The 19332-nt window shown below is 64.7% G+C and carries 9 protein-coding genes; 5 read left to right on the top strand and 4 right to left on the bottom strand.

What is annotated here, in order from left to right:
- Positions 1-214 precede the first annotated feature (214 nt).
- On the top strand, positions 215-9022 hold the full coding sequence (locus ACX1DW_RS15455; RefSeq protein ID WP_458991806.1) for a retention module-containing protein: 8808 nt from the start codon (positions 215-217) through the stop codon (positions 9020-9022).
- Between the two features lie 69 nt (positions 9023-9091).
- Positions 9092-9421 (top strand): tryptophan synthase subunit beta, encoded by a 330-nt coding sequence (locus ACX1DW_RS15460; protein ID WP_208217267.1) that lies wholly within the window; start codon positions 9092-9094, stop codon positions 9419-9421.
- Here the strand turns inward: ACX1DW_RS15460 and ACX1DW_RS15465 are convergent.
- Both ACX1DW_RS15465 and lapG read right to left on the bottom strand, forming a co-directional pair.
- Positions 9386-11368 (bottom strand): EAL domain-containing protein, encoded by a 1983-nt coding sequence (locus ACX1DW_RS15465; protein WP_458991807.1) that lies wholly within the window; start codon positions 11366-11368, stop codon positions 9386-9388. The genes ACX1DW_RS15460 and ACX1DW_RS15465 overlap by 36 nt on opposite strands.
- Positions 11369-11377: 9 nt before the next feature.
- Positions 11378-12073 carry a cysteine protease LapG gene (gene lapG / locus ACX1DW_RS15470; protein ID WP_458991808.1) on the bottom strand — a complete coding sequence of 232 codons (696 nt, stop codon included), beginning with the start codon at positions 12071-12073 and terminating at the stop codon, positions 11378-11380.
- Positions 12074-12312: 239 nt separating this feature from the next.
- On the opposite strand from lapG, the gene ACX1DW_RS15475 reads away from it, so the two are divergent.
- From ACX1DW_RS15475 to gshA, 3 genes are all read left to right on the top strand, one after another.
- Positions 12313-14631, top strand: a complete 2319-nt coding sequence (locus ACX1DW_RS15475) for a Tex family protein (protein WP_458991809.1) — start codon at positions 12313-12315, stop codon at positions 14629-14631.
- A gap of 2 nt (positions 14632-14633) precedes the next feature.
- Positions 14634-15023: a PaaI family thioesterase gene (locus ACX1DW_RS15480; protein WP_014595543.1), complete on the top strand. Its 390-nt coding sequence runs from the start codon at positions 14634-14636 to the stop codon at positions 15021-15023.
- Positions 15024-15149: 126 nt separating this feature from the next.
- Positions 15150-16727, top strand: a complete 1578-nt coding sequence (gene gshA, locus ACX1DW_RS15485; protein WP_458991810.1) for a glutamate--cysteine ligase — start codon at positions 15150-15152, stop codon at positions 16725-16727.
- Between the two features lie 33 nt (positions 16728-16760).
- On the opposite strand, the gene argA is transcribed toward gshA, so the two are convergent.
- Positions 16761-18059: an amino-acid N-acetyltransferase gene (gene argA / locus ACX1DW_RS15490; RefSeq protein WP_013981432.1), complete on the bottom strand. Its 1299-nt coding sequence runs from the start codon at positions 18057-18059 to the stop codon at positions 16761-16763.
- A gap of 45 nt (positions 18060-18104) precedes the next feature.
- Positions 18105-19256, bottom strand: a complete 1152-nt coding sequence (gene argE / locus ACX1DW_RS15495) for an acetylornithine deacetylase (RefSeq protein WP_049341209.1) — start codon at positions 19254-19256, stop codon at positions 18105-18107.
- Positions 19257-19332 lie beyond the last annotated feature (76 nt).

The raw sequence follows: 19332 nt of genomic DNA on the forward strand, positions 1-19332 counted from the left end.
GCCAGAGCGTTTTCGGCTTAATGAAAAGATGCGCCTGATATCACAGTGACATCAGTGCATGCATTGTTTAACATCACGCTATCAAGGGTCAATAGATTGACCCTCCACTCGTCTAATTTTTCTAGCGTCAAAAATATAACGTATATCATCCACCGCTCGGCGGCACTCTATCAGGCCCCAAGCCGGTCTACATCTACCACTCGGAGCAAAGAGCATGGGCTCTAACTACGTCGTCGTGAAAAGCGTTATCGGCCAGGCGTTTGCGATATCGGCGGACGGCGTTCGCCGCGCTTTGTTCGAAGGTGACCGGCTATTCAGCGGTGAGCAGGTGCTGACCGAGGCAGGCAGCGCCGTATCGCTGGAGCTACCGAATGGCGAGATAGTCAGCCTCGGCGAATCGGCGTTCTGGCAAGCCGGCGAGCTGGCAGACACAGGCGATTCCGAGTCGATATCGGAGCTTGAGCAAGCAATTGCCGACGGCTTCGACCCCACCACTGATCTGGAAGCGACTGCTGCCGGTCCTGGCGCAGGCGGCGGGGCCGGCGGCTCCGGTGGCGGCCATACGGCTATCGTGCTGGACGAAACAGGTGAACAGGTGCAAGCCACCACCGGTTTCAGCACCGATGGCTTGGCCTCTGCAGCACTCGCTACCGAGGAGGACAGCGCCGCGCCGACCAGTTCTTTCGTCGACACCACCGCACCGGCCGCTCCAAACGTTTCCCTGCAGCTCGACAGCGCTGACCCGAACGACCGCATCACCAACAACGGCGCTCTGAACATCAGCGGCACCGAAGCCGGTGCGACCGTCGAGTACAGCATCGACGGCGGCAAGACCTGGACCTCGACCTTCACCCCGGTCGAAGGCAGCAATACCGTCTCCGTGCGCCAGACCGATGTGGCCGGTAATACGTCCGGCGCGACTACCGTCAGCTTCGTGCTCGACACTCAGGTCGCTGCACCCACCGTTTCGTTGACTAGCGACACGGGTGCAAGCAGCTCGGACAACGTCACCAACTCCGGTGCCCTGACCATCGGCGGCACCGAAACCGGCGCCACCATCGAGTACAGCACCGATGGCGGCCAGACCTGGACCGACAGCTTCTCGGCCGTCGAAGGCAACAACACCGTCTCCGTCCGCCAGACCGATGTGGCCGGCAACATCTCCGGCGCCACCACCGTCAGCTTCGTGCTCGACAGTCAGGTCGCTGCGCCGACCGTTTCGCTGCTGGCCGATACCGGCACAAGCGGCACTGATGGCATCACCAACTCCGGTGCCCTGACCGTTGGCGGTACCGAAACCGGCGCCACCATCGAGTACAGCACCGACGGCGGCCAGACCTGGACTTCGTCCTTCACTCCGGTCGAAGGCAGCAACACCGTATCCGTCCGCCAGACCGACGTGGCCGGCAACACCTCTGGTGCGACTACCGTCAGCTTCGTGCTCGACACTCAGGTCGCCGCACCTAGCGTTTCGCTGACTAGCGACACGGGTGCAAGCGGCTCGGACAGCATCACCAGCTCGGGCGCCCTGACCATTGGCGGTACCGAAACCGGCGCCACCATCGAATACAGCACCGACGGCGGCCAGACCTGGACTTCGTCCTTCACTCCGGTCGAGGGCAACAACACCGTTTCCGTGCGTCAGACCGACGTGGCCGGCAATACGTCCGGTGCCACCTCGGTCAGCTTTGTGCTCGACACCCAGATCGCCGCCCCCACCGTTTCGCTGACTAGCGACACCGGCACAAGCGGTTCGGATCTCATTACCAACACGGGCGCGCTGAGCGTTGGCGGAACCGAAACCGGTGCCACCATCGAGTACAGCGTCGACGGCGGCCAGACCTGGGCTTCGTCCTTCACTCCGGTCGAAGGCAGCAACACCGTCTCCGTGCGTCAGACCGATGTGGCTGGCAACACTTCCGGCGCGACTACTGTCAGCTTTGTACTCGATACACAGGTCGCCGCACCGACCGTTTCGCTGACTAGCGATACGGGCACAAGCGGCTCGGATCTCATTACCAAATCGGGCGCTCTGACCGTTGGCGGTACCGAAACCGGCGCCACCATCGAATACAGCACCGACGGTGGCCAAACCTGGTCCTCGTCCTTCACGCCGGTCGAAGGCAGCAACACCGTATCCGTCCGCCAGACTGATGTGGCCGGTAACGTATCCGGCGCGACTACCGTCAGCTTCGTGCTGGACACTCAGGTCGCTGCACCGACCGTTTCGTTGCAGGCCGATACCGGCACAAGCGGTACTGACGGCATCACCAACTCGGGCGCCCTGGCCATTGGCGGTACCGAAACCGGCGCCACCATCGAATACAGCACCGACGGTGGCCAAACCTGGTCCTCGTCCTTCACGCCGGTCGAAGGCAGCAACACCGTATCCGTCCGCCAGACTGATGTGGCCGGCAACACTTCTGGTGCGACTACCGTCAGCTTCGTGCTCGACACGCAGGCACCAGCAGTTCCGGCCGGCCAGCAATTCACCTATGACGAGAACCAGCCCACTAATGCTCTGATCGGCAGTGTCAGCGCGCTGGACGCCGTGGGTGTGGTTGCCTTCCGCTTCGCCGATAGCGGCAATGAAATGAGCGCTGACGGCTATTTCCACATCGACGCCCAGGGCCGCATCACGCTTACCCCGGCAGGCGCCGCGGCCGGCGTCAATGACTTCGAACAGGCACCCAATAGCCACGGCTACACCATCGAAGCCATAGACGCCGCGGGCAATGTCTCCGCCGCCAACGTCACGCTGTCCGAAGCCAACCGCAATGACAACGCGCCGCAGGCCGTTAACGACTCGCTGCAGGCCGTTGAAGACACACCTGTTACGTTCCTGGCGGAGCAACTGCTGGGCAACGACAGCGATCTGGACGGCAATGGCCTGACCATCGCGAGCGTCACCAGCGGCGCAGGCGGCACCGCCGTGCTCAACGCCGACGGCTCCGTGACTTTCACGCCGAATGCCAACTTCAATGGCACAGCTGATTTCAGCTATACCGTCAGCGATGGCACCCAGATTTCCGCGCCGGCCACCGTGACGGTCGAGGTGTCAGCCGTAAATGACGCGCCTGTCGCCGGGGCCTCGCTGGGGCAAGGCATCGAGGACAGCGGCGTGGTTGAGGGCCAGCTGGTTACAAGCGACGTGGATGCCGGCGACAGCCTGACCTTCGGCCTCGACGGAACCGCTCCGGCGGGCTTTACCCTGGCCAACGACGGCAGCTGGACGCTGGACACCAGCGATGCCGCCTACCAGTACCTGGCCAAAGACCAGACGCTGACCCTGCAGGTACCCTTTACCGTTACCGACGCGAGCGGCATCAGCAGCAGCGACAACCTCACGCTGGTCATCACCGGTACCAACGACTTGCCGGTAGCCCAGGCGGCCAGCGCCAGTGCCATCGAGGGAGCGACCACATCCGTTGGCGCGGTAAGCGCAGCTACAGATGGTTCGGCGATCGTGCTGACCGTCACCACCACCAGCGCGGGGGAAGCCGTCAGCTTCGACTGGCAATTCGCGACCTCGGACTACCTGCCCTTCAACGACTTCGCTTTCGTGCAGGTCAACGGCCAGCCGGTTCAAGTACTGAGCAACGTCGCCAGCGTCGGCAATTACGGTAACTCGGGTATCCAGAGCTTTAGCTATCAGTTCGGTGCGCCCGGCACCTATACCCTGGTTCTTGGTGTCGCCGATGCAGGCGACAGCGGCATCGGCTCCACCCTGTCGCTGAGCAACCTGTCAGCCAATGCGGCATTGAGCCTCAGCGCAGGTGCGGTGACCTCAACGGCCAATGGCTGGACCCTGACCACCAATGGCGCCAGCAACGCGGACCTGGCTGGCCTCCTGCAAGTGGGTACCGTCACCGGCCAACTGGTCGCCAGTGATGTCGATCAGGGCGCGACCTTGACCTTCAGCGTGAGCGGGACCGCCCCGGCAGGCTTCAGCCTCTCCAGCGACGGCCGCTGGACCTTCGACGCGACAAACAGCGCCTACGACTCGTTGGCAGCGGGCGCGACCCAGGACCTGGTCATCCCCTACCAGGTGACCGACGAACACGGCGGCGTAGCCGATAGCACGCTGACCATCACCATTACCGGCACCAACGACGCCGCCGTGATCAGCGGTGATGTCGCCCAGTCCGGCGCCGAGACCGATGCCCCGCTGACCCTCAACGGCACCCTGACCAGCACCGATGTCGATAACGCCGACAACAGCTTCACCGCGACCAGCCTCGTCGGGACCAACGGCACCCTGACCCTGGCGGCCAACGGTCAGTGGACCTTTGTCGCCAACAGCGCCTTCAACGAGCTGAACGTCGGCGAGCAGGTGCAGGAAACCTTCACCGTCACCAGCATCGACGGCACCGAGCAGGACGTTACCGTCACCATCACCGGTACCAACGATGCCGCCGTGATCAGCGGTGATGTCGCCCAGTCCGCCGCCGAGACCGACGCCCCGCTGACTCTCAACGGCACCCTGACCAGCACCGATGTTGATAACGCCGACAACAGCTTCTCCGCGACCAGCCTCGTCGGAACCAACGGCACCCTGACCTTGGCCGCCAACGGTCAGTGGACCTTTGTCGCCAACAGCGCCTTCAACGAGCTGAACGTTGGCGAGCAGGTGCAGGAAACCTTCACCGTTACCAGCATCGATGGCACGCCGGCCACCGTGACCGTCACCATCACCGGTACCAACGATGCCGCCGTGATCAGCGGTGATGTCGCCCAGTCCGCCGCCGAGACCGACGCCCCGCTGACTCTCAACGGCACCCTGACCAGCACCGATGTTGATAACGCCGACAACAGCTTCACCGCGACCAGTCTCGTCGGGACCAATGGCACCCTGACCCTGGCCGCCAACGGTCAGTGGACCTTTGTCGCCAACAGCGCCTTCAACGAGCTGAACGTTGGCGAGCAGGTGCAGGAAACCTTCACCGTTACCAGCATCGATGGCACGCCGGCCACCGTGACCGTCACCATCACCGGTACCAACGATGCCGCCGTGATCAGCGGTGATGTCGCCCAGTCCGCCGCCGAGACCGACGCCCCGCTGACTCTCAACGGCACCCTGACCAGCACCGATGTTGATAACGCCGACAACAGCTTCTCCGCGACCAGCCTCGTCGGAACCAACGGCACCCTGACCCTGGCGGCCAACGGTCAGTGGACCTTTGTCGCCAACAGCGCCTTCAACGAGCTGAACGTCGGCGAGCAGGTGCAGGAAACCTTCACCGTCACCAGCATCGACGGCACCGAGCAGGACGTCACCGTCACCATCACCGGCACCAACGATGCGCCCATCGCTGTATCGGATAGCCTGAGCGCCACCGAAAACACGCCGGTCACCTACGCGGCGAGCCAGTTGCTGGCCAACGACAGTGACGTCGATAACGCCAATCTCACCATCGCCAGCGTTACCAGCGGCACCGGCGGTACTGTCGTGCTCAATGCGGATGGCTCAGTCACCTTCACACCAGACGCCAACTTCAATGGCGTCGCGAGCTTCAGCTATACCGTCAGCGACGGTGTGCAGAGCTCCGCAGCAGTCAGCGTGACGGTCAACGTCGCCGCGGTGAATGATGCGCCGACCGGGACCGACGCCACCGTCAGCCTGGTCGAGGATGGCCCCGTTCAGTTCAGCGCAGCGAACTTCGGCTTCAACGACCCGGATGCAGGCGACAGCCTGCAGGCGATACGCATCGATAGCCTGCCAGGCGCCGGCGCTCTGCAACTGAACGGCACGGCGGTCACCGCTGGGCAGGTCATTGCGGCAACCGACCTAGACAAGCTGACCTACACGCCCGGACAGGACGGTGCCGGCAGCCAGTACGCAACATTGACGTTCTCGGTGAGCGACCAGAGCGGTCTGTTCTCTGCCACGCCAAACACCCTGACCTTCGACGTCGCGCCAGTCGCCGACACGCCGGACGTCAGCATTACCGTGGGTGCCGCCAGCACGACCACCACCAGCATCACCAGCGCCAACGCGAACCTCAGCGGGCAGGGCTACACCGTCATTGCGCTGAACGGTGATGGCAGCACCGGCAGCATTTCGCACAACAGCAGCCCGGTCGGCTTCGGTGTACAGGGGAACAGCTCTAACGGCAGCGCGAATGAGCTCGGCGGTGCCGAACGCCTGGTCGTGGCATTCGACGCCCCTGTTGCCAGCGCAACCGTTCAATTGGCTTGGCTGAATTCGAGCGAACATGCCGCCTACACGCTTTACGACAGCAACAATGTCGTCATCGGAGTCGGCACCATCTCCGGCGGCAGCGACGGAATCGACCCAGGCATTGCACTGACGAGCACCAACGGCAGCGCGATCAGCCGTATCGAGTTCAGTGCACCGGGCGCCGGGGATGACTTCCTGATCCATTCGATCACCTTTGCCAGCAGCACCAGCTATCCGCTTACCATCACCGCCGCACCGACTGACATCGACTACTCCGAGTCGATCAGCAGCATCACCCTGGAGCTGCCTGCCGGTGCCACGCTGTCGGTGGGCTCGGCCAACCCCGACGGCACTTGGTCCGTGCCGCTGGCCGGTGATGGCACCTACAGCGTATCGGTGGACGCGACCACCCACGCGGTGACCCTCAGTGGCCTGACGATGAACCTGCCCGGCAGCCCGACGGGCAGCCTGGAAATTACTGCAACCGCCGTCGCCCAGGATGGCAGCAGTACCGCCTCGGCGAGCACGCACATCACCATTGGCGATACCACCGCACCGGAAACGGAAGACGTGACAGTCGGTGCTGACGAGGACGCCAGCGCTGTAACGGTCACACTGAGCGCAACCGATACCGGCAGCAGCATCGCCAACTTCACCGTCACCAGCCTGCCGACCCACGGCACACTCAGCTACAACGGCCAGCCGGTTGTCATAGGCCAGACCATCCCGGCCGAAAACAACCAGGCCACGATCAGCTTCGTGCCGGACGCCAACTGGAACGGCAGCACCGCCTTCCAGTACCGCGCCAGTGACGCCGCCGGCAACCTGGATCAGAGCCCCGCAACGGTGTCGATCCAGGTGAGCGCGGTCAACGATGCGCCGGTCAACCAGCTGCCGAGCGGCTACACCATGGCCGAAGACGGATCGCTCAAGCTGAGCGGGCTGGCAGTGTCCGATGTCGACGCCGCCAGTGGCTCGGTTACGGTCACGCTGGCCGTCCAACAGGGGGTGCTGGAGGCTGCGTCCAGCGCCGGTGTCAGCGTGAGCGGCTCGGGCGGCAGCACGCTGGTGCTGACCGGCAGCCTGGCAGACATCAACGCCTACCTGGCCCAGCCGGCTACACAGCCGACGTACACCCCGGAGCATGACGCCAGCGGTACGGTCACGCTGACCATGACCAGCAACGACAACGGCAACATGGGCAGCGGCGGAGCACTGAGCGACACCGATACGACCGCCATTCAGGTCACGCCTGTGGCCGACGCCATCGGATCAAGCGACGTGTCCGTCGTCGTCGGCGCACCCAGCTCGAGTGCGATCGACTTCAGTACCGGCAACATTGCTGGCCTGGACGGGGCCTCGACCTTTACCTTCCCGAGCGGCATCTCGATCTCTGCGATCGATACCAGTGGCGCCGGCAAGGTATTCACCTTTTCCACCGGCTCGTTGCTTGCGGTACGCAGCGCCAATGCCAACGGCGACAACCGCATCGATGGCACCGAAGCGATCCGGATCGATTTCCCGGTCGGCATCCATTCAGCAAGCATGCGCCTGAAGAATGCGAGCGACGACAGCGTGCAGTTCAAGAGCGAGCTGGATGTCAGCCAGCTGCCGGGCAACCACCTGATCACCGGCACCCTCACTTCCAGCGGCGCAACGGCCACAAGCGCGACGCTCAAACTCCAGCTTCTGCTGACCGACGCCAACGGCAACAATCTCGCGCCTGTGACCGCCACCGTGAATTCCAACGGTACCTGGTCGGCGAGCTACAACTACAGCGGTACCGTGACCAAGGCCGTGCTGGTGGCGACCGTGGACGGCAGCCTGTTCAACCAGGGTGGCAATACCGAGGCCAACGTCGGTTTGTCGAGCAGCGTCGAAATGACAATGCTGAGCATCGGTCAGGACGCCAGCAACACCTTCAAAGCAAAGAACAACGGCTTCCAGATCGAGTACCTGGCCTTCGACACGGGCTCATCCGGCGCCATCAACTATCACTACCCGATCGATGTGTTCGCCCAGGTCAGCGACACCGTGGGGGTCGCCGAAACCATCAGTGCGATGTCGCTCAGCGATCTGCCAGCCGACGCGGCCCTGAGTGTTCGCTTGCAAGACGGCAGTTACATGGAGATCACTCCTGACGCCAACGGGCAGTTCGACCTGAGCAACTATGTATCGCTCCTGGCCACCTCGACCGCAGTGTCGGGGACCGACCAGCTGCAATTGGTGACCAGCACAACGCTGCCGACCGACTTCGCACCGACCTTGACGCTCACGGTCAATGACGGCGCCAGCACGGCCATCACGGTCATCGGCGGCTCGGCCAGCTCCACGCACAGTGGCGCAGCGGGAGACGACTACCTCAGCGGCGGCGCGGGCGATGACCTGCTCTACGGATTGCAGGGCAACGACACGCTGAACGGTGGCACCGGTAACGACCTGTTGGTCGGCGGTGCCGGCGACGACATCCTGATCGGCGGGCTGGGCGACGACCAGCTCACCGGCGGAAGCGGAGCCGACACCTTCACGTGGAACGCCGGAGACCTGGGCAAGGACAGCATCCTCGACTTCAATGCCACCGAAGGAGACCGCATCGACCTGCGCGATCTACTCCAGGGCGAAAACGACGGCAACCTCCTCAGCTATCTGCGAGTGGACACCACCACGTCCACCTTGCAGATAAGCACCACCGGCGTCCTGAATGACACCGGCAGCAATGCCGACGTCACCATCAAGCTGGAAACCGGCGGCGCCGCGGTCGATCTGTCTTCGTATGGCTCGAATCCTACGGACATCATCAATTCGCTGGTTGCCGACCAAATCGTCAAGGTCGATCACTGAAGGTGACGCACGGATACCCGCCGCGAGCCGCTGGCGGGTATCGTCGCTACTCCCATACGAGGATGCCGAGTGTTCTATATCACGCGTGATTCCAGCGGACGGCTGCTGCGGGTCGAGCCGTCGCCCTTCGACGACATGACCGGCGAACTGCCTGACGACGACAGCGAAGTGCGCGCCTGGCTCGCCGCTCAGGACAGCCTTGCCCACTTGCGCCAGAGCGACCTGGAGATGGTGCGGGTACTGGAGGACTTGATCCACGCCTTGATCGACAAGGGCGTGCTGCGGATCACCGACCTTCCGGATTCGGCTCAGGCCAAGCTGGCAGGGCGGAGCCGGGCGCGCAATGCGCTCGGCTCGACTCGCTTACTGGTCGACGATGACGACACCGGCGTGATCTGATCGGCTAGTGCTGTCCTGCAACGGCGCCGGATTGCCTAGCAGCCGGCCCTGGCCACCTTCGAAGCCCAGCGCTCGGAGGGTCATCCACGCCCCTTCTGTCTCCACCTGTTCGGCGATCAACGGCAGATCGATGCTGTGCGCGGCACGTTGCATGGCCTGGATGAACAGATGCTTGTCCTCTTCGGTATCGACGCCGCGCAGGTAGCTGCCATCGACCTTCAGATAGCCCAGCCCCAGGCGGGCCAGATTGCCGATCATGCTGAAACGTCCACCGAAGTGCTGAATGCCCAATCCGAATCCCAGCTGGCGCAGGCGGCGGGCCAGCTGTTCGAGGCTTGCCTGGTCCGGTAACTGGGCTTCGTCCAGTTCGATCGTCAGCAGACCGGCCACGTCGCCATGGCGCGCCAGCAATTCGAACACGTCCTCGCGCGAGACCGGATCTGCCAGCGTGCTGCCACAGAGGCTGATCGCCAACGGCGAGTGGTGAACTTCGAGCGTCTCCAACGTCTGACGCAGCATCGCCAGATCGAGGCGTGCCGTCCAACCGAAGCGCTCCAGCCAGGGGAGGAAGCGTGCCGCCGGAACCACGTCGCCCTGCTGGTCCACCAGCCGGGCCAGTACCTTGCTGTGGATGAGCCGCTGCGGTTCGAGGGCGCTCATCACAGGCTGGAAGTACAACTGAAGCAAGCCGTTCTCCAGAGCACCATCGAGCAACCGGTACCAGTCCTGGTGCTGTTCGGCGACGGGCACCTGAACGTCAGGTTCATAGCAGGCCCAGGCCTGGCGCGGCTGGCTCGCAGCCTGCGCCAGTGCCTGATCGAGAGCGGCATAGAGCGCCGGGACACTATGTTCTTGCGAGAAAGCCGTCAGGCCGATATGGGCCACCGGCAGCACATCGGCGAGTCCGGTTTGCTGCAGTGACGCCAATGCATGCTCCATCTGTTCGGCCAGGCGTACCGCTTCGAGCCGATCAAGCCCTACCGCGAGCAATGCAAACTCGCCACCGCGCGTGCGCCCGGTCAGGAAGCGATCGCCAGTGACCTGGCGCAGCTGCTCTGCCACCGCGCGCAGCAGCTCATCCGTGCGTGCACCGCCGAGACGCTGATTGAGTCCGGTGAGGTCATTGATACGCAGCAGGAACATATAGCCGCTACCGGCCAGGTCCTCTCCGCTCAGGCGAGCCTGCAGCTGCATGTCGAAATGCCGGCGATTGCTCAGGCCGGTCAGGCCGTCATGATAGGCCTCGTCACGCAGGCGCTCGCTGCGCCGCGCCTCCTCATCGAACAGCGCCTTGAGCTTCTCCACCATGAGGTTCATGGCCAGCACCACGCGACGCAGTTCCGGGGTTTCCGGTAGCTGCGGCACGCTGAGGAACTCACGCCGTGTAATGGCCTGGGACTGCTCGACCATATCGTCGAGCGGGCGCAGCTGGCGTCGCAACAGCGCCGCGCCCAGCAATGCACTGACGACGCCACAGAGCACCAGCCAGCCGAACATGCCGAGGGTGCTCTGCCACAGGCGCGAAACGGCGAACATCGGATGGCTGACCACCTCTACCCGGGCGGCCTGCTGCCAGCCCCGGCTGACGATCGCCTCACCGCCCTCTGGCTGCAAATCGATCAGGCTGACGAACCATTGCGGCGCACTGCCGGCGTCCGGCTCGGCCTGCCGCTCGAGCATCGGCAGGCCGGTTTCCAGTTCGATCACACGGATCGACTGGTAATAACCACTATCGAACAGCGAGCTGACCACCAGCTCGACCATGGCCGGGTCGTCTATATTGGCGGTCAGCGACAAACCCAGCGCCGTAGCAGCATCCTGCGCGTGTGAACGCAGCTGGTTAGCGTATTGATCACGCGAACTTTCCAGGCTGACCACGAAGCTACCGGTGAACGCGGCGAGCAGAAACAGGCAGATCGCCAGCAACAGCTGTTTGAACAGAGACATGTGAAACTCCTACGATCCGGACCCGGCCGGAAAACCTTCCGCTTGCATCTTTTTCAGCAAATCCTGCCAGCGCGACAGCTTCTTGCTGTCACTGACCTGCTTGTCGCCACTTCGCCCTGGCAGCCACAGCCCTTCGCCGTTGAACGCATAAACGGGAACCAGATCGTTGCGCTGCGTCGCCGGCAGAATGCCGCCGACCAGATTGTCCAGAACCAGGGGCACCGCACCCGGCTGCTCGTAATAGGTCAGGACCATATGCGCCTGATTGAGCCGGACGGCCTTGACGTAGGTGATACGCAGCTTGTCGGCCGAGACACCGAGACGGCGCAAGGTCACGTACTTGGCGATTGCAAAGTCTTCACAGTCGCCACCCCCGACGCGCAAGGCTTCGACCGGGGTGGCCCAATAATCGGTCTGTCGCCAGAGCCCGACGTCATCCTCAAAGCGCAGCTGGTGATTGAAGAAGTTGTTCACCGCACGCAGCTTGTCGTGCTCGGCTGCCGATCCCTGCTCGCCCAACAGCTGCTGCCACGCCAGCAGGCGCTCGCGTCCTTCGCCCAGCGAGCCATAGCGTTTTTCAGCCAGATCCAGAATGCGCGGGAAATCCCAGTCGTCCGCCACGGCCCAGACGAGTTGAGCCAGGCCCAGCGCGCCGAGCAGAGCGATGACGTAGCGAAAGGGGGCAAGCCGCGTCTGGCCAAACATGACTACAACTCTTGACGGCGGGCGGAATGGTGTTCGGCCGCCACTGATGGCTCAGTGCCACTTTAAAGCTGGATGGTGGCGGCAGGACCGGTAAAACACAAGCACCACACCCACTCACGCGACGGCTGGCGGGGCGAGCCCGAAGGATACCTCTCTTGAGCGACCGAATCAGGCCCTCGGCAGTTATACTTGCCCGCTTTTCTGGCCGGCCGGCCGTCATTCCGCCCGCAGGACACCACATGGACAGCATCAATTCCCGTATCGCCAACGAGCTGGGCGTACGCCCGCAACAGGTCGCCGCCGCCGTGGCGCTGCTCGACGAAGGCTCCACCGTTCCCTTCATCGCCCGCTATCGCAAGGAAGTCACCGGCAGCCTCGACGATACCCAGCTGCGTAACCTGGAAGAGCGCCTGCGCTACCTGCGCGAGCTGGACGAGCGGCGCGTCTCGATCCTCGCCAGCATCGAGGAACAGGGCAAGCTGACCCCCGAGCTCAAGCGCGAGATCGACCTCGCCGACACCAAGACCCGCCTCGAAGACCTCTACCTGCCCTACAAGCAGAAGCGCCGCACCAAGGGCCAGATCGCCCTGGAAGCCGGTCTCGGCGAGCTGGCCGATGCGTTGTTCGGCAATCCCGAGTTGAATCCTGAAAGCGAAGCCACCCGTTTTATCGACGCCGAGAAGGGCTTCGCCGATGTGAAGGCCGTACTCGAAGGCGCCAAGTACATCCTCATGGAGCGCTTCGCCGAGGACGCCGACCTGCTGGCCAAGCTGCGCGACTTCCTCAAGCACAACGCCACCCTCAGTGCCCGCGTCGTACCGGGCAAGGAAAGCGAAGGCGCCAAGTTCAGCGACTACTTCGAACATGACGAGGTGCTGAAGAACACTCCCTCGCACCGGGCATTGGCGATCTTCCGCGGACGCAACGAGGGCATCCTCAGCGTCAGCCTCAAGGTCGGCGACGAGACCCCGGGCAGCATGCACCCGGGCGAAGGCATGATCGGCGAGCGCTTCGGCATCGCCAACCGCGGCCGCGCCGCCGACAAGTGGCTGGCCGAGGTGGTGCGCTGGACCTGGAAGGTCAAGCTCTACACCAGCCTGGAAACCGACCTGCTCGGCGAGCTGCGCGACAAGGCCGAAGACGAGGCGATCTCGGTGTTCGCCCGTAACCTGCATGACCTGCTGCTGGCTGCGCCGGCCGGCCCGCGCGCGACCCTGGCGCTGGACCCGGGCCTGCGCACCGGCTGCAAGGTCGCAGTGGTCGACGCCACCGGCAAGCTGCTGGAAACCGCCACCGTCTACCCGCACGCCCCGCGCAACGACTGGGACGGCACCCTGGCAATCCTCGCCAAGCTGTGCGCCAAGCATGCCGTCGATCTGATCGCCATCGGCAACGGCACCGCCAGCCGCGAGACCGACAAGCTGGCGGGCGAGCTGATCAAGAAGGTACCGGGTCTGAAGCTCACCAAGATCATGGTCAGCGAAGCCGGCGCCTCGGTGTATTCGGCCTCGGAGCTCGCCGCCCGCGAATTCCCGGATCTGGACGTCTCCCTGCGCGGCGCCGTCTCCATCGCCCGCCGCCTGCAGGACCCGCTGGCCGAGCTGGTGAAGATCGACCCGAAGTCCATCGGCGTCGGCCAGTACCAGCACGACGTGTCCCAGCTCAAGCTGGCGCGTTCGCTGGATGCCGTGGTCGAGGACTGCGTGAACGCCGTCGGCGTCGACGTCAACACCGCTTCCGCCGCGCTGCTTGCCCGCATCTCCGGCCTCAACGCGACGCTGGCGCAGAACATCGTGCAGTTCCGCGATGCCAACGGTGCGTTCAAGTCCCGCAGCGAGCTGAAAAAGGTCCCGCGCCTGGGCGAGAAGACCTTCGAACAGGCCGCCGGCTTTCTCCGCGTAATGAACGGCGACAACCCGCTGGACGCCTCCGCCGTACACCCGGAAACCTATCCGCTGGTGCAACGCATCGCCCAGGACACCGGCCGCGACATCCGCTCGCTGATCGGCGACTCGGCCTTCCTCAAGCGTCTGGACCCTAAGCAGTTCACCGACGAGACCTTCGGCCTGCCCACCGTCACCGATATTCTCGGCGAGCTGGACAAGCCCGGCCGCGACCCGCGCCCGGAGTTCAAGACCGCCGAATTCCAGGACGGCGTGGAGAAGCTCAGCGATCTGGAGCCGGGCATGGTGCTCGAAGGCGTGGTGACCAACGTCACCAACTTCGGCGCCTTCGTCGACATCGGCGTGCACCAGGATGGTCTGGTGCACATCAGCGCGCTGTCGGAGAAGTTCGTCAAGGATCCCTACGAGGTGGTCAAGGCCGGCGACATCGTCAAGGTCAAGGTCATGGAAGTGGACATCCCGCGTCAGCGCGTCGGCCTGTCCATGCGCATGAGCGACACGCCCGGCGCCAAGGCCGATGGGCCGCGGGGCGGCGCCGGCAAACCACGCGGCAATGCGCCGCGTAGCGAGCGCCACGCCAGGGAGGACAAGCCGGCACCGGCCAACGCCGCCATGGCGGCGCTGTTCGCCAACGCCAAGCAGCTGAGGAAGTAGGCATGAGCATTCAAGTCGAGGCGGTGGGCAACTCCAGCGCCTTCGGCCGCCTGCTCGGCCTGGAGATTCACCAGGTCGGCAATGGCGAGGCCGTGCTCGGCCTGACCATGCACGACGGTCTGCGCAACCTGCACGGCAAGCTGCATGGCGGCGCGCTGTTTTCGCTGATCGACACCGCCATGGGCCAGGCGAGCCACAGCCTGGGCGATGGCTCGCCGAACAGCGTCACGCTGGAATGCAAGGTCAACTACATCCGCCCGGTGACCGATGGCGAGCTGCGTTGTCGCGCCTGGGTGGTGCACGGTGGCCGGCGGACCCAGGTGCTCGAGGCCGAGGTCCATCAGGGCGACAAGCTGATCGCCAAGGCCCAGGCGACCTTCGCCTGCCTCTAACGGCCTGTGCCACCAGCCGCTCGCGGAGTCGGCACGCCTGCCCTGTGGTCGAAGCAACGCTGCCTCTTGTGAAGCGGCGTTTCCATCCCCATATTGGCGCGACTGTCGCGTGAAGGAATCCACAAGTTGAGCGCTCTTCTCACCCACCGCCTGGCATTGCTGGCCGAGGCTCCCCACCTGCCGCTGCTCAACCAATGCCTGCACGGAATCGAGCGCGAATGCCTGCGCGTCGATGCCCACGGCCATCTGGCCATGACGCCGCACCCCATTGCGCTGGGCTCGGCGCTGACCCACCCGCAGATCACCACCGATTATTCCGAGGCGCTGCTGGAGTTCATCACCGGCACCGACCAGGACCCTCGCAATACCCTGGCCGAGCTGGAGGCGATCCATCGCTTCACCTACGCCAAGCTCGGTGATGAATACCTGTGGAGTCCGTCGATGCCCTGTCCGCTGCCGAGCGAAGCGGACATCCCCATCGCCGAATACGGCAGCTCCAACATCGGGCGGCTCAAGCATGTCTATCGCCAGGGCCTGGCGCTGCGCTACGGCAAGACCATGCAGTGCATCGCCGGCATCCACTACAACTTCTCGCTGCCGGAGGCGCTGTGGCCGGTGCTGCAGGCCGATGATGGCGATACCCGCACCGAGCGGGACTACCGCTCCGCGCGCTACATCGGGCTGATCCGCAACTTCCGCCGCTACAGCTGGCTGCTGATGTACCTGTTCGGCGCCTCGCCGGCACTGGACGCCGGCTTCCTGCGCGGGCGCCCGCATCAGCTCGAATCGCTCGACGCCGACACCCTGTACCTGCCCTACGCCACCAGCCTGCGCATGAGCGACCTGGGCTACCAGAACAATGCCCAGGCCGGCCTCACGCCCTGCTACGACGACCTGTCGAGTTATACCGAAAGCCTCTACCGCGCAGTTTCCACGCCGTATGCACCCTACGAGGCAATAGGCATCAAGGACGCCGCCGGCAACTGGCAGCAGCTCAACACCAACGTGCTGCAGATCGAGAACGAGTACTACTCGAACATTCGCCCGAAACGCGTCACCGCCACCGGCGAACGCCCGCTGCAGGCCCTACGCGCACGCGGTATTCAGTACATCGAAGTGCGCTGCCTGGACATCAACCCGTTCCTGCCGCTGGGCATCGACCTCGCCGAATCACGCTTCCTCGACGCCTTCCTGCTGTTCTGCGCACTGGCCGACAGCCCTTGCCTGGCCGATGGCGAGTGCAGCGCGGCCACCGACAACTTCCTCAAGGTGGTCAAGGAGGGGCGACGCCCCGGGTTGCAGCTGCAGCGCTGCGGCGAGGCCGTGCCGCTCGGCGAGTGGGCCGGGCAGCTGCTCGACGAAATCGCCGAAGTGGCCGCCCTGCTCGACCGCAGCCATGGCGACAGCCGGCATGCCGAGGCACTGGCCGAACAACGCGCCAAGGTCGCCGACAGCAGCCTGACGCCCTCGGCGCGCGTGCTCGAGCAGTTGCGCACGAACGGCGAGAGTTTCCGCCAGTTCGCCATGCGCCAGACGCTTGCCCACGCCGACTACTTCCGCAGCCAGGCGCCAAGCGCCGATGAACTGCAGCAGTTCGAAACGGCGGCGCGGCAGTCGCTGGAGCGCCAGGCGGCGATGGAAGCTGCAGACGAGCCGGACTTCGACAGCTTCGTCGCCGATTACCAGCGCAGCCTGACGCTCTAACCGGCCGGCGGGCGCAACGCCCGCCAGCAGGCGTCAGAGCGGCTTTTCGAAGATCTTCGAATTCCGCTGGAAGTTGTACAGCGAGGCCCGCGCGGCCGGCAGACGGTCGACGCTGATGGGCTCGAAGCCGCGCTCCTGGAACCAGTGCGCGGTACGCGTGGTGAGCACGATCAGCTTCTTCAGCCCCAGCGCCCGGGCACGTTCCTCGATGCGTTCGAGCAACTCGTCGCCGCGCCCGCCATGACGGTATTCGGGATTGACCGCCAGGCAGGCCAGCTCGCCGGCATCCGAGTCGGCGATCGGATAGAGCGCCGCGCAGGCGATGATCAACCCGTCGCGCTCGACGATGCTGAACTGCTCGACCTCGCGTTCCAGCACCTCGCGTGAGCGCCGCACCAGAATGCCCTGCTCTTCCAACGGGGTGATCAGATCGATCAGCCCGCCGACATCCTCGATGGTCGCCTCGCGCAGTTGCTCGAACTGCTCCTGGGTCACCAGCGTGCCCGCACCGTCACGGGTGAACAGTTCGTTGAGCAGCGCTCCGTCGTCGACATAGCTGACCACGTGGCTACGCCGCACGCCGCCGCGGCAGGCCTGCGCCGCCGCATCCAGCAGCTCGGCCTGGTACTGGCTGCCGAGGCGCTCGACATAGGCCGGGATCTGCTGCGGACGCAGCTCACGCACCAGCTTGCCGCTTTCGTCGAGCAGGCCGGTCTCGGCGCCGTAGAGCACCAGTTTGTCGGCCTGCAGATCGATGGCGGCGCGGGTGGCGACGTCCTCGCAGGCCAGGTTGAAGATCTCTCCGGTGGGGGAGTAGCCCAGCGGCGAGAGCAGCACGATGGTGCGCTCGTCCAGCAGTCGACCGATGCCCTTGCGATCAATGCGCCGCACCTCGCCGGTGTGGTGCAGGTCAACGCCATCGAGCACGCCTATCGGTCGCGCGGTGACGAAGTTGCCGCTGGCCACCCGCAGGCGTGCGCCCTGCATGGGCGAAGCGGCCTTATCCATGGAAAGCCGCGCCTCCAGGGCGATGCGCAGCTGGCCGACGGCATCGATCACGCATTCCATGGTCGGACCGTCGGTGATGCGCAGGTCGCGGTGGAAGCGCGGCGTGATACCGCGCGCCGCCAGCCGCGCCTCGATCTGCGGACGCGAACCGAACACCAGCACCAGGCGCACGCCAAGGCTGTGCAGCAGCACCAGGTCGTGGACGATATTGGCGAAGTTGGCATGCTCCACGCCGTCGCCCGGCAGCATGACGACGAAGGTGCGATCACGGTGCGAGTTGATGTAGGGCGAGGAATCGCGGAGCCAGGTGACGTAGTCGTGCATGGAAAAGCCTTTGTGGCAGGTCTTGTTCGTCGGGTGGGCGGCCGGTCAGGCCTGGGGTTGCAGGCAGTAGTGCTCAATCATCCGACGCAGCAGCTGCACGGTCGGTTCGATGCGCTCGAGCTGCAGGTACTCGTCGGGCTGGTGCGCGCAGGCGATGTCGCCGGGGCCGAGCACCAGGGTCTCGCAGCCGAGCTGCTGAAGATAAGGCGCTTCGGTGGCAAACGCCACCGCCTCGGCACGGTGCCCGGTGAGGCGCTCGGCAAGACGCACCAGCTCGCTTTCGGCCGGCTGTTCGAAGGGCGGCACCGCCGGAAACAGCGGGGCCAGGTCGATCTTCACCTGGTGCTGCTCGGCCAGCGGCTGCAGGCGCTGGCGAATGATCCCGCGCAGCTGCTGCGGGTCCATGCCCGGCAGCGGGCGCAGGTCGAACTCCAGCGCGCATTGCCCGCAGATGCGGTTGGGGTTGTCGCCACCGTGGATACAGCCGAAGTTGAGGGTCGGCTTGGGCACGTCGAACAGCGGATTGTCGTACTCGGCCTGCCACTGCCGACGCAGCGTCATCATCTCGCCGATCACGCCGTGCATGGCTTCCAGCGCGCTGTGGCCGTAGGCGGGGTTGGAAGAATGTCCGCTCTGCCCGAGGATGTCTATGCGCTCCATCATGATGCCCTTGTGCAGACGCACCGGCCGCAGCCCCGTGGGCTCGCCGATCAACGCCGCGCGGCCGAGCGGCCGGCCGGCTGCGGCCAGGGCGCGGGCACCGGACATCGAGCTTTCTTCGTCGCAGGTGGCGAGGATCAGCAGCGGACGACGGAACGGCTGCTCCAGCAAAGGCCGCACCGCCTCGATGATCAGCGCAAAGAAGCCCTTCATGTCGCAACTGCCGAGCCCGTACCAGCGGTCATCGGCCTCGCGAAGGCGCAGCGGATCGGCCGCCCACAGTTCACCATCGAACGGCACGGTGTCGCTGTGTCCGGCCAGCACCAGGCCACCGGGACCGCTGCCGTAGCTGGCCAGCAGATTGAACTTGCCGGGCGCGACCTCCGGCGTCTCGCAGGCGAAGCCCAGCTCGCCGAGCCAGGCGGCCAGCAGCTCGATCACCGGACGGTTGCTCTGATCCCAGCCAGGCTGCGTGCAACTGACGGAGGGGGCGGCAATGAGCGCGGCGAACTGCTCCTTGAGCGAAGGAATGGGCACCGGTGACCTCCCGTGATGCGATCGGAACGAAGGTGCAGTGAAGCACGAAACGCGCGACGGCGGGACCCGCAGACGA

The sequence above is a fragment of the Stutzerimonas sp. KH-1 genome (assembly GCF_054483855.1).

What these genes read in the sequence shown, in the direction of transcription:
- ACX1DW_RS15455 (WP_458991806.1), top strand. Translation starts at nt 215, where the DNA reads ATGGGCTCTAACTACGTCGTCGTGAAAAGCGTTATCGGCCAGGCGTTT.
- ACX1DW_RS15465 (WP_458991807.1), bottom strand. Translation starts at nt 11,368, where the DNA reads ATGTCTCTGTTCAAACAGCTGTTGCTGGCGATCTGCCTGTTTCTGCTC.
- lapG (WP_458991808.1), bottom strand. Translation starts at nt 12,073, where the DNA reads ATGTTTGGCCAGACGCGGCTTGCCCCCTTTCGCTACGTCATCGCTCTG.
- ACX1DW_RS15475 (WP_458991809.1), top strand. Translation starts at nt 12,313, where the DNA reads ATGGACAGCATCAATTCCCGTATCGCCAACGAGCTGGGCGTACGCCCG.
- ACX1DW_RS15480 (WP_014595543.1), top strand. Translation starts at nt 14,634, where the DNA reads ATGAGCATTCAAGTCGAGGCGGTGGGCAACTCCAGCGCCTTCGGCCGC.
- argA (WP_013981432.1), bottom strand. Translation starts at nt 18,059, where the DNA reads ATGCACGACTACGTCACCTGGCTCCGCGATTCCTCGCCCTACATCAAC.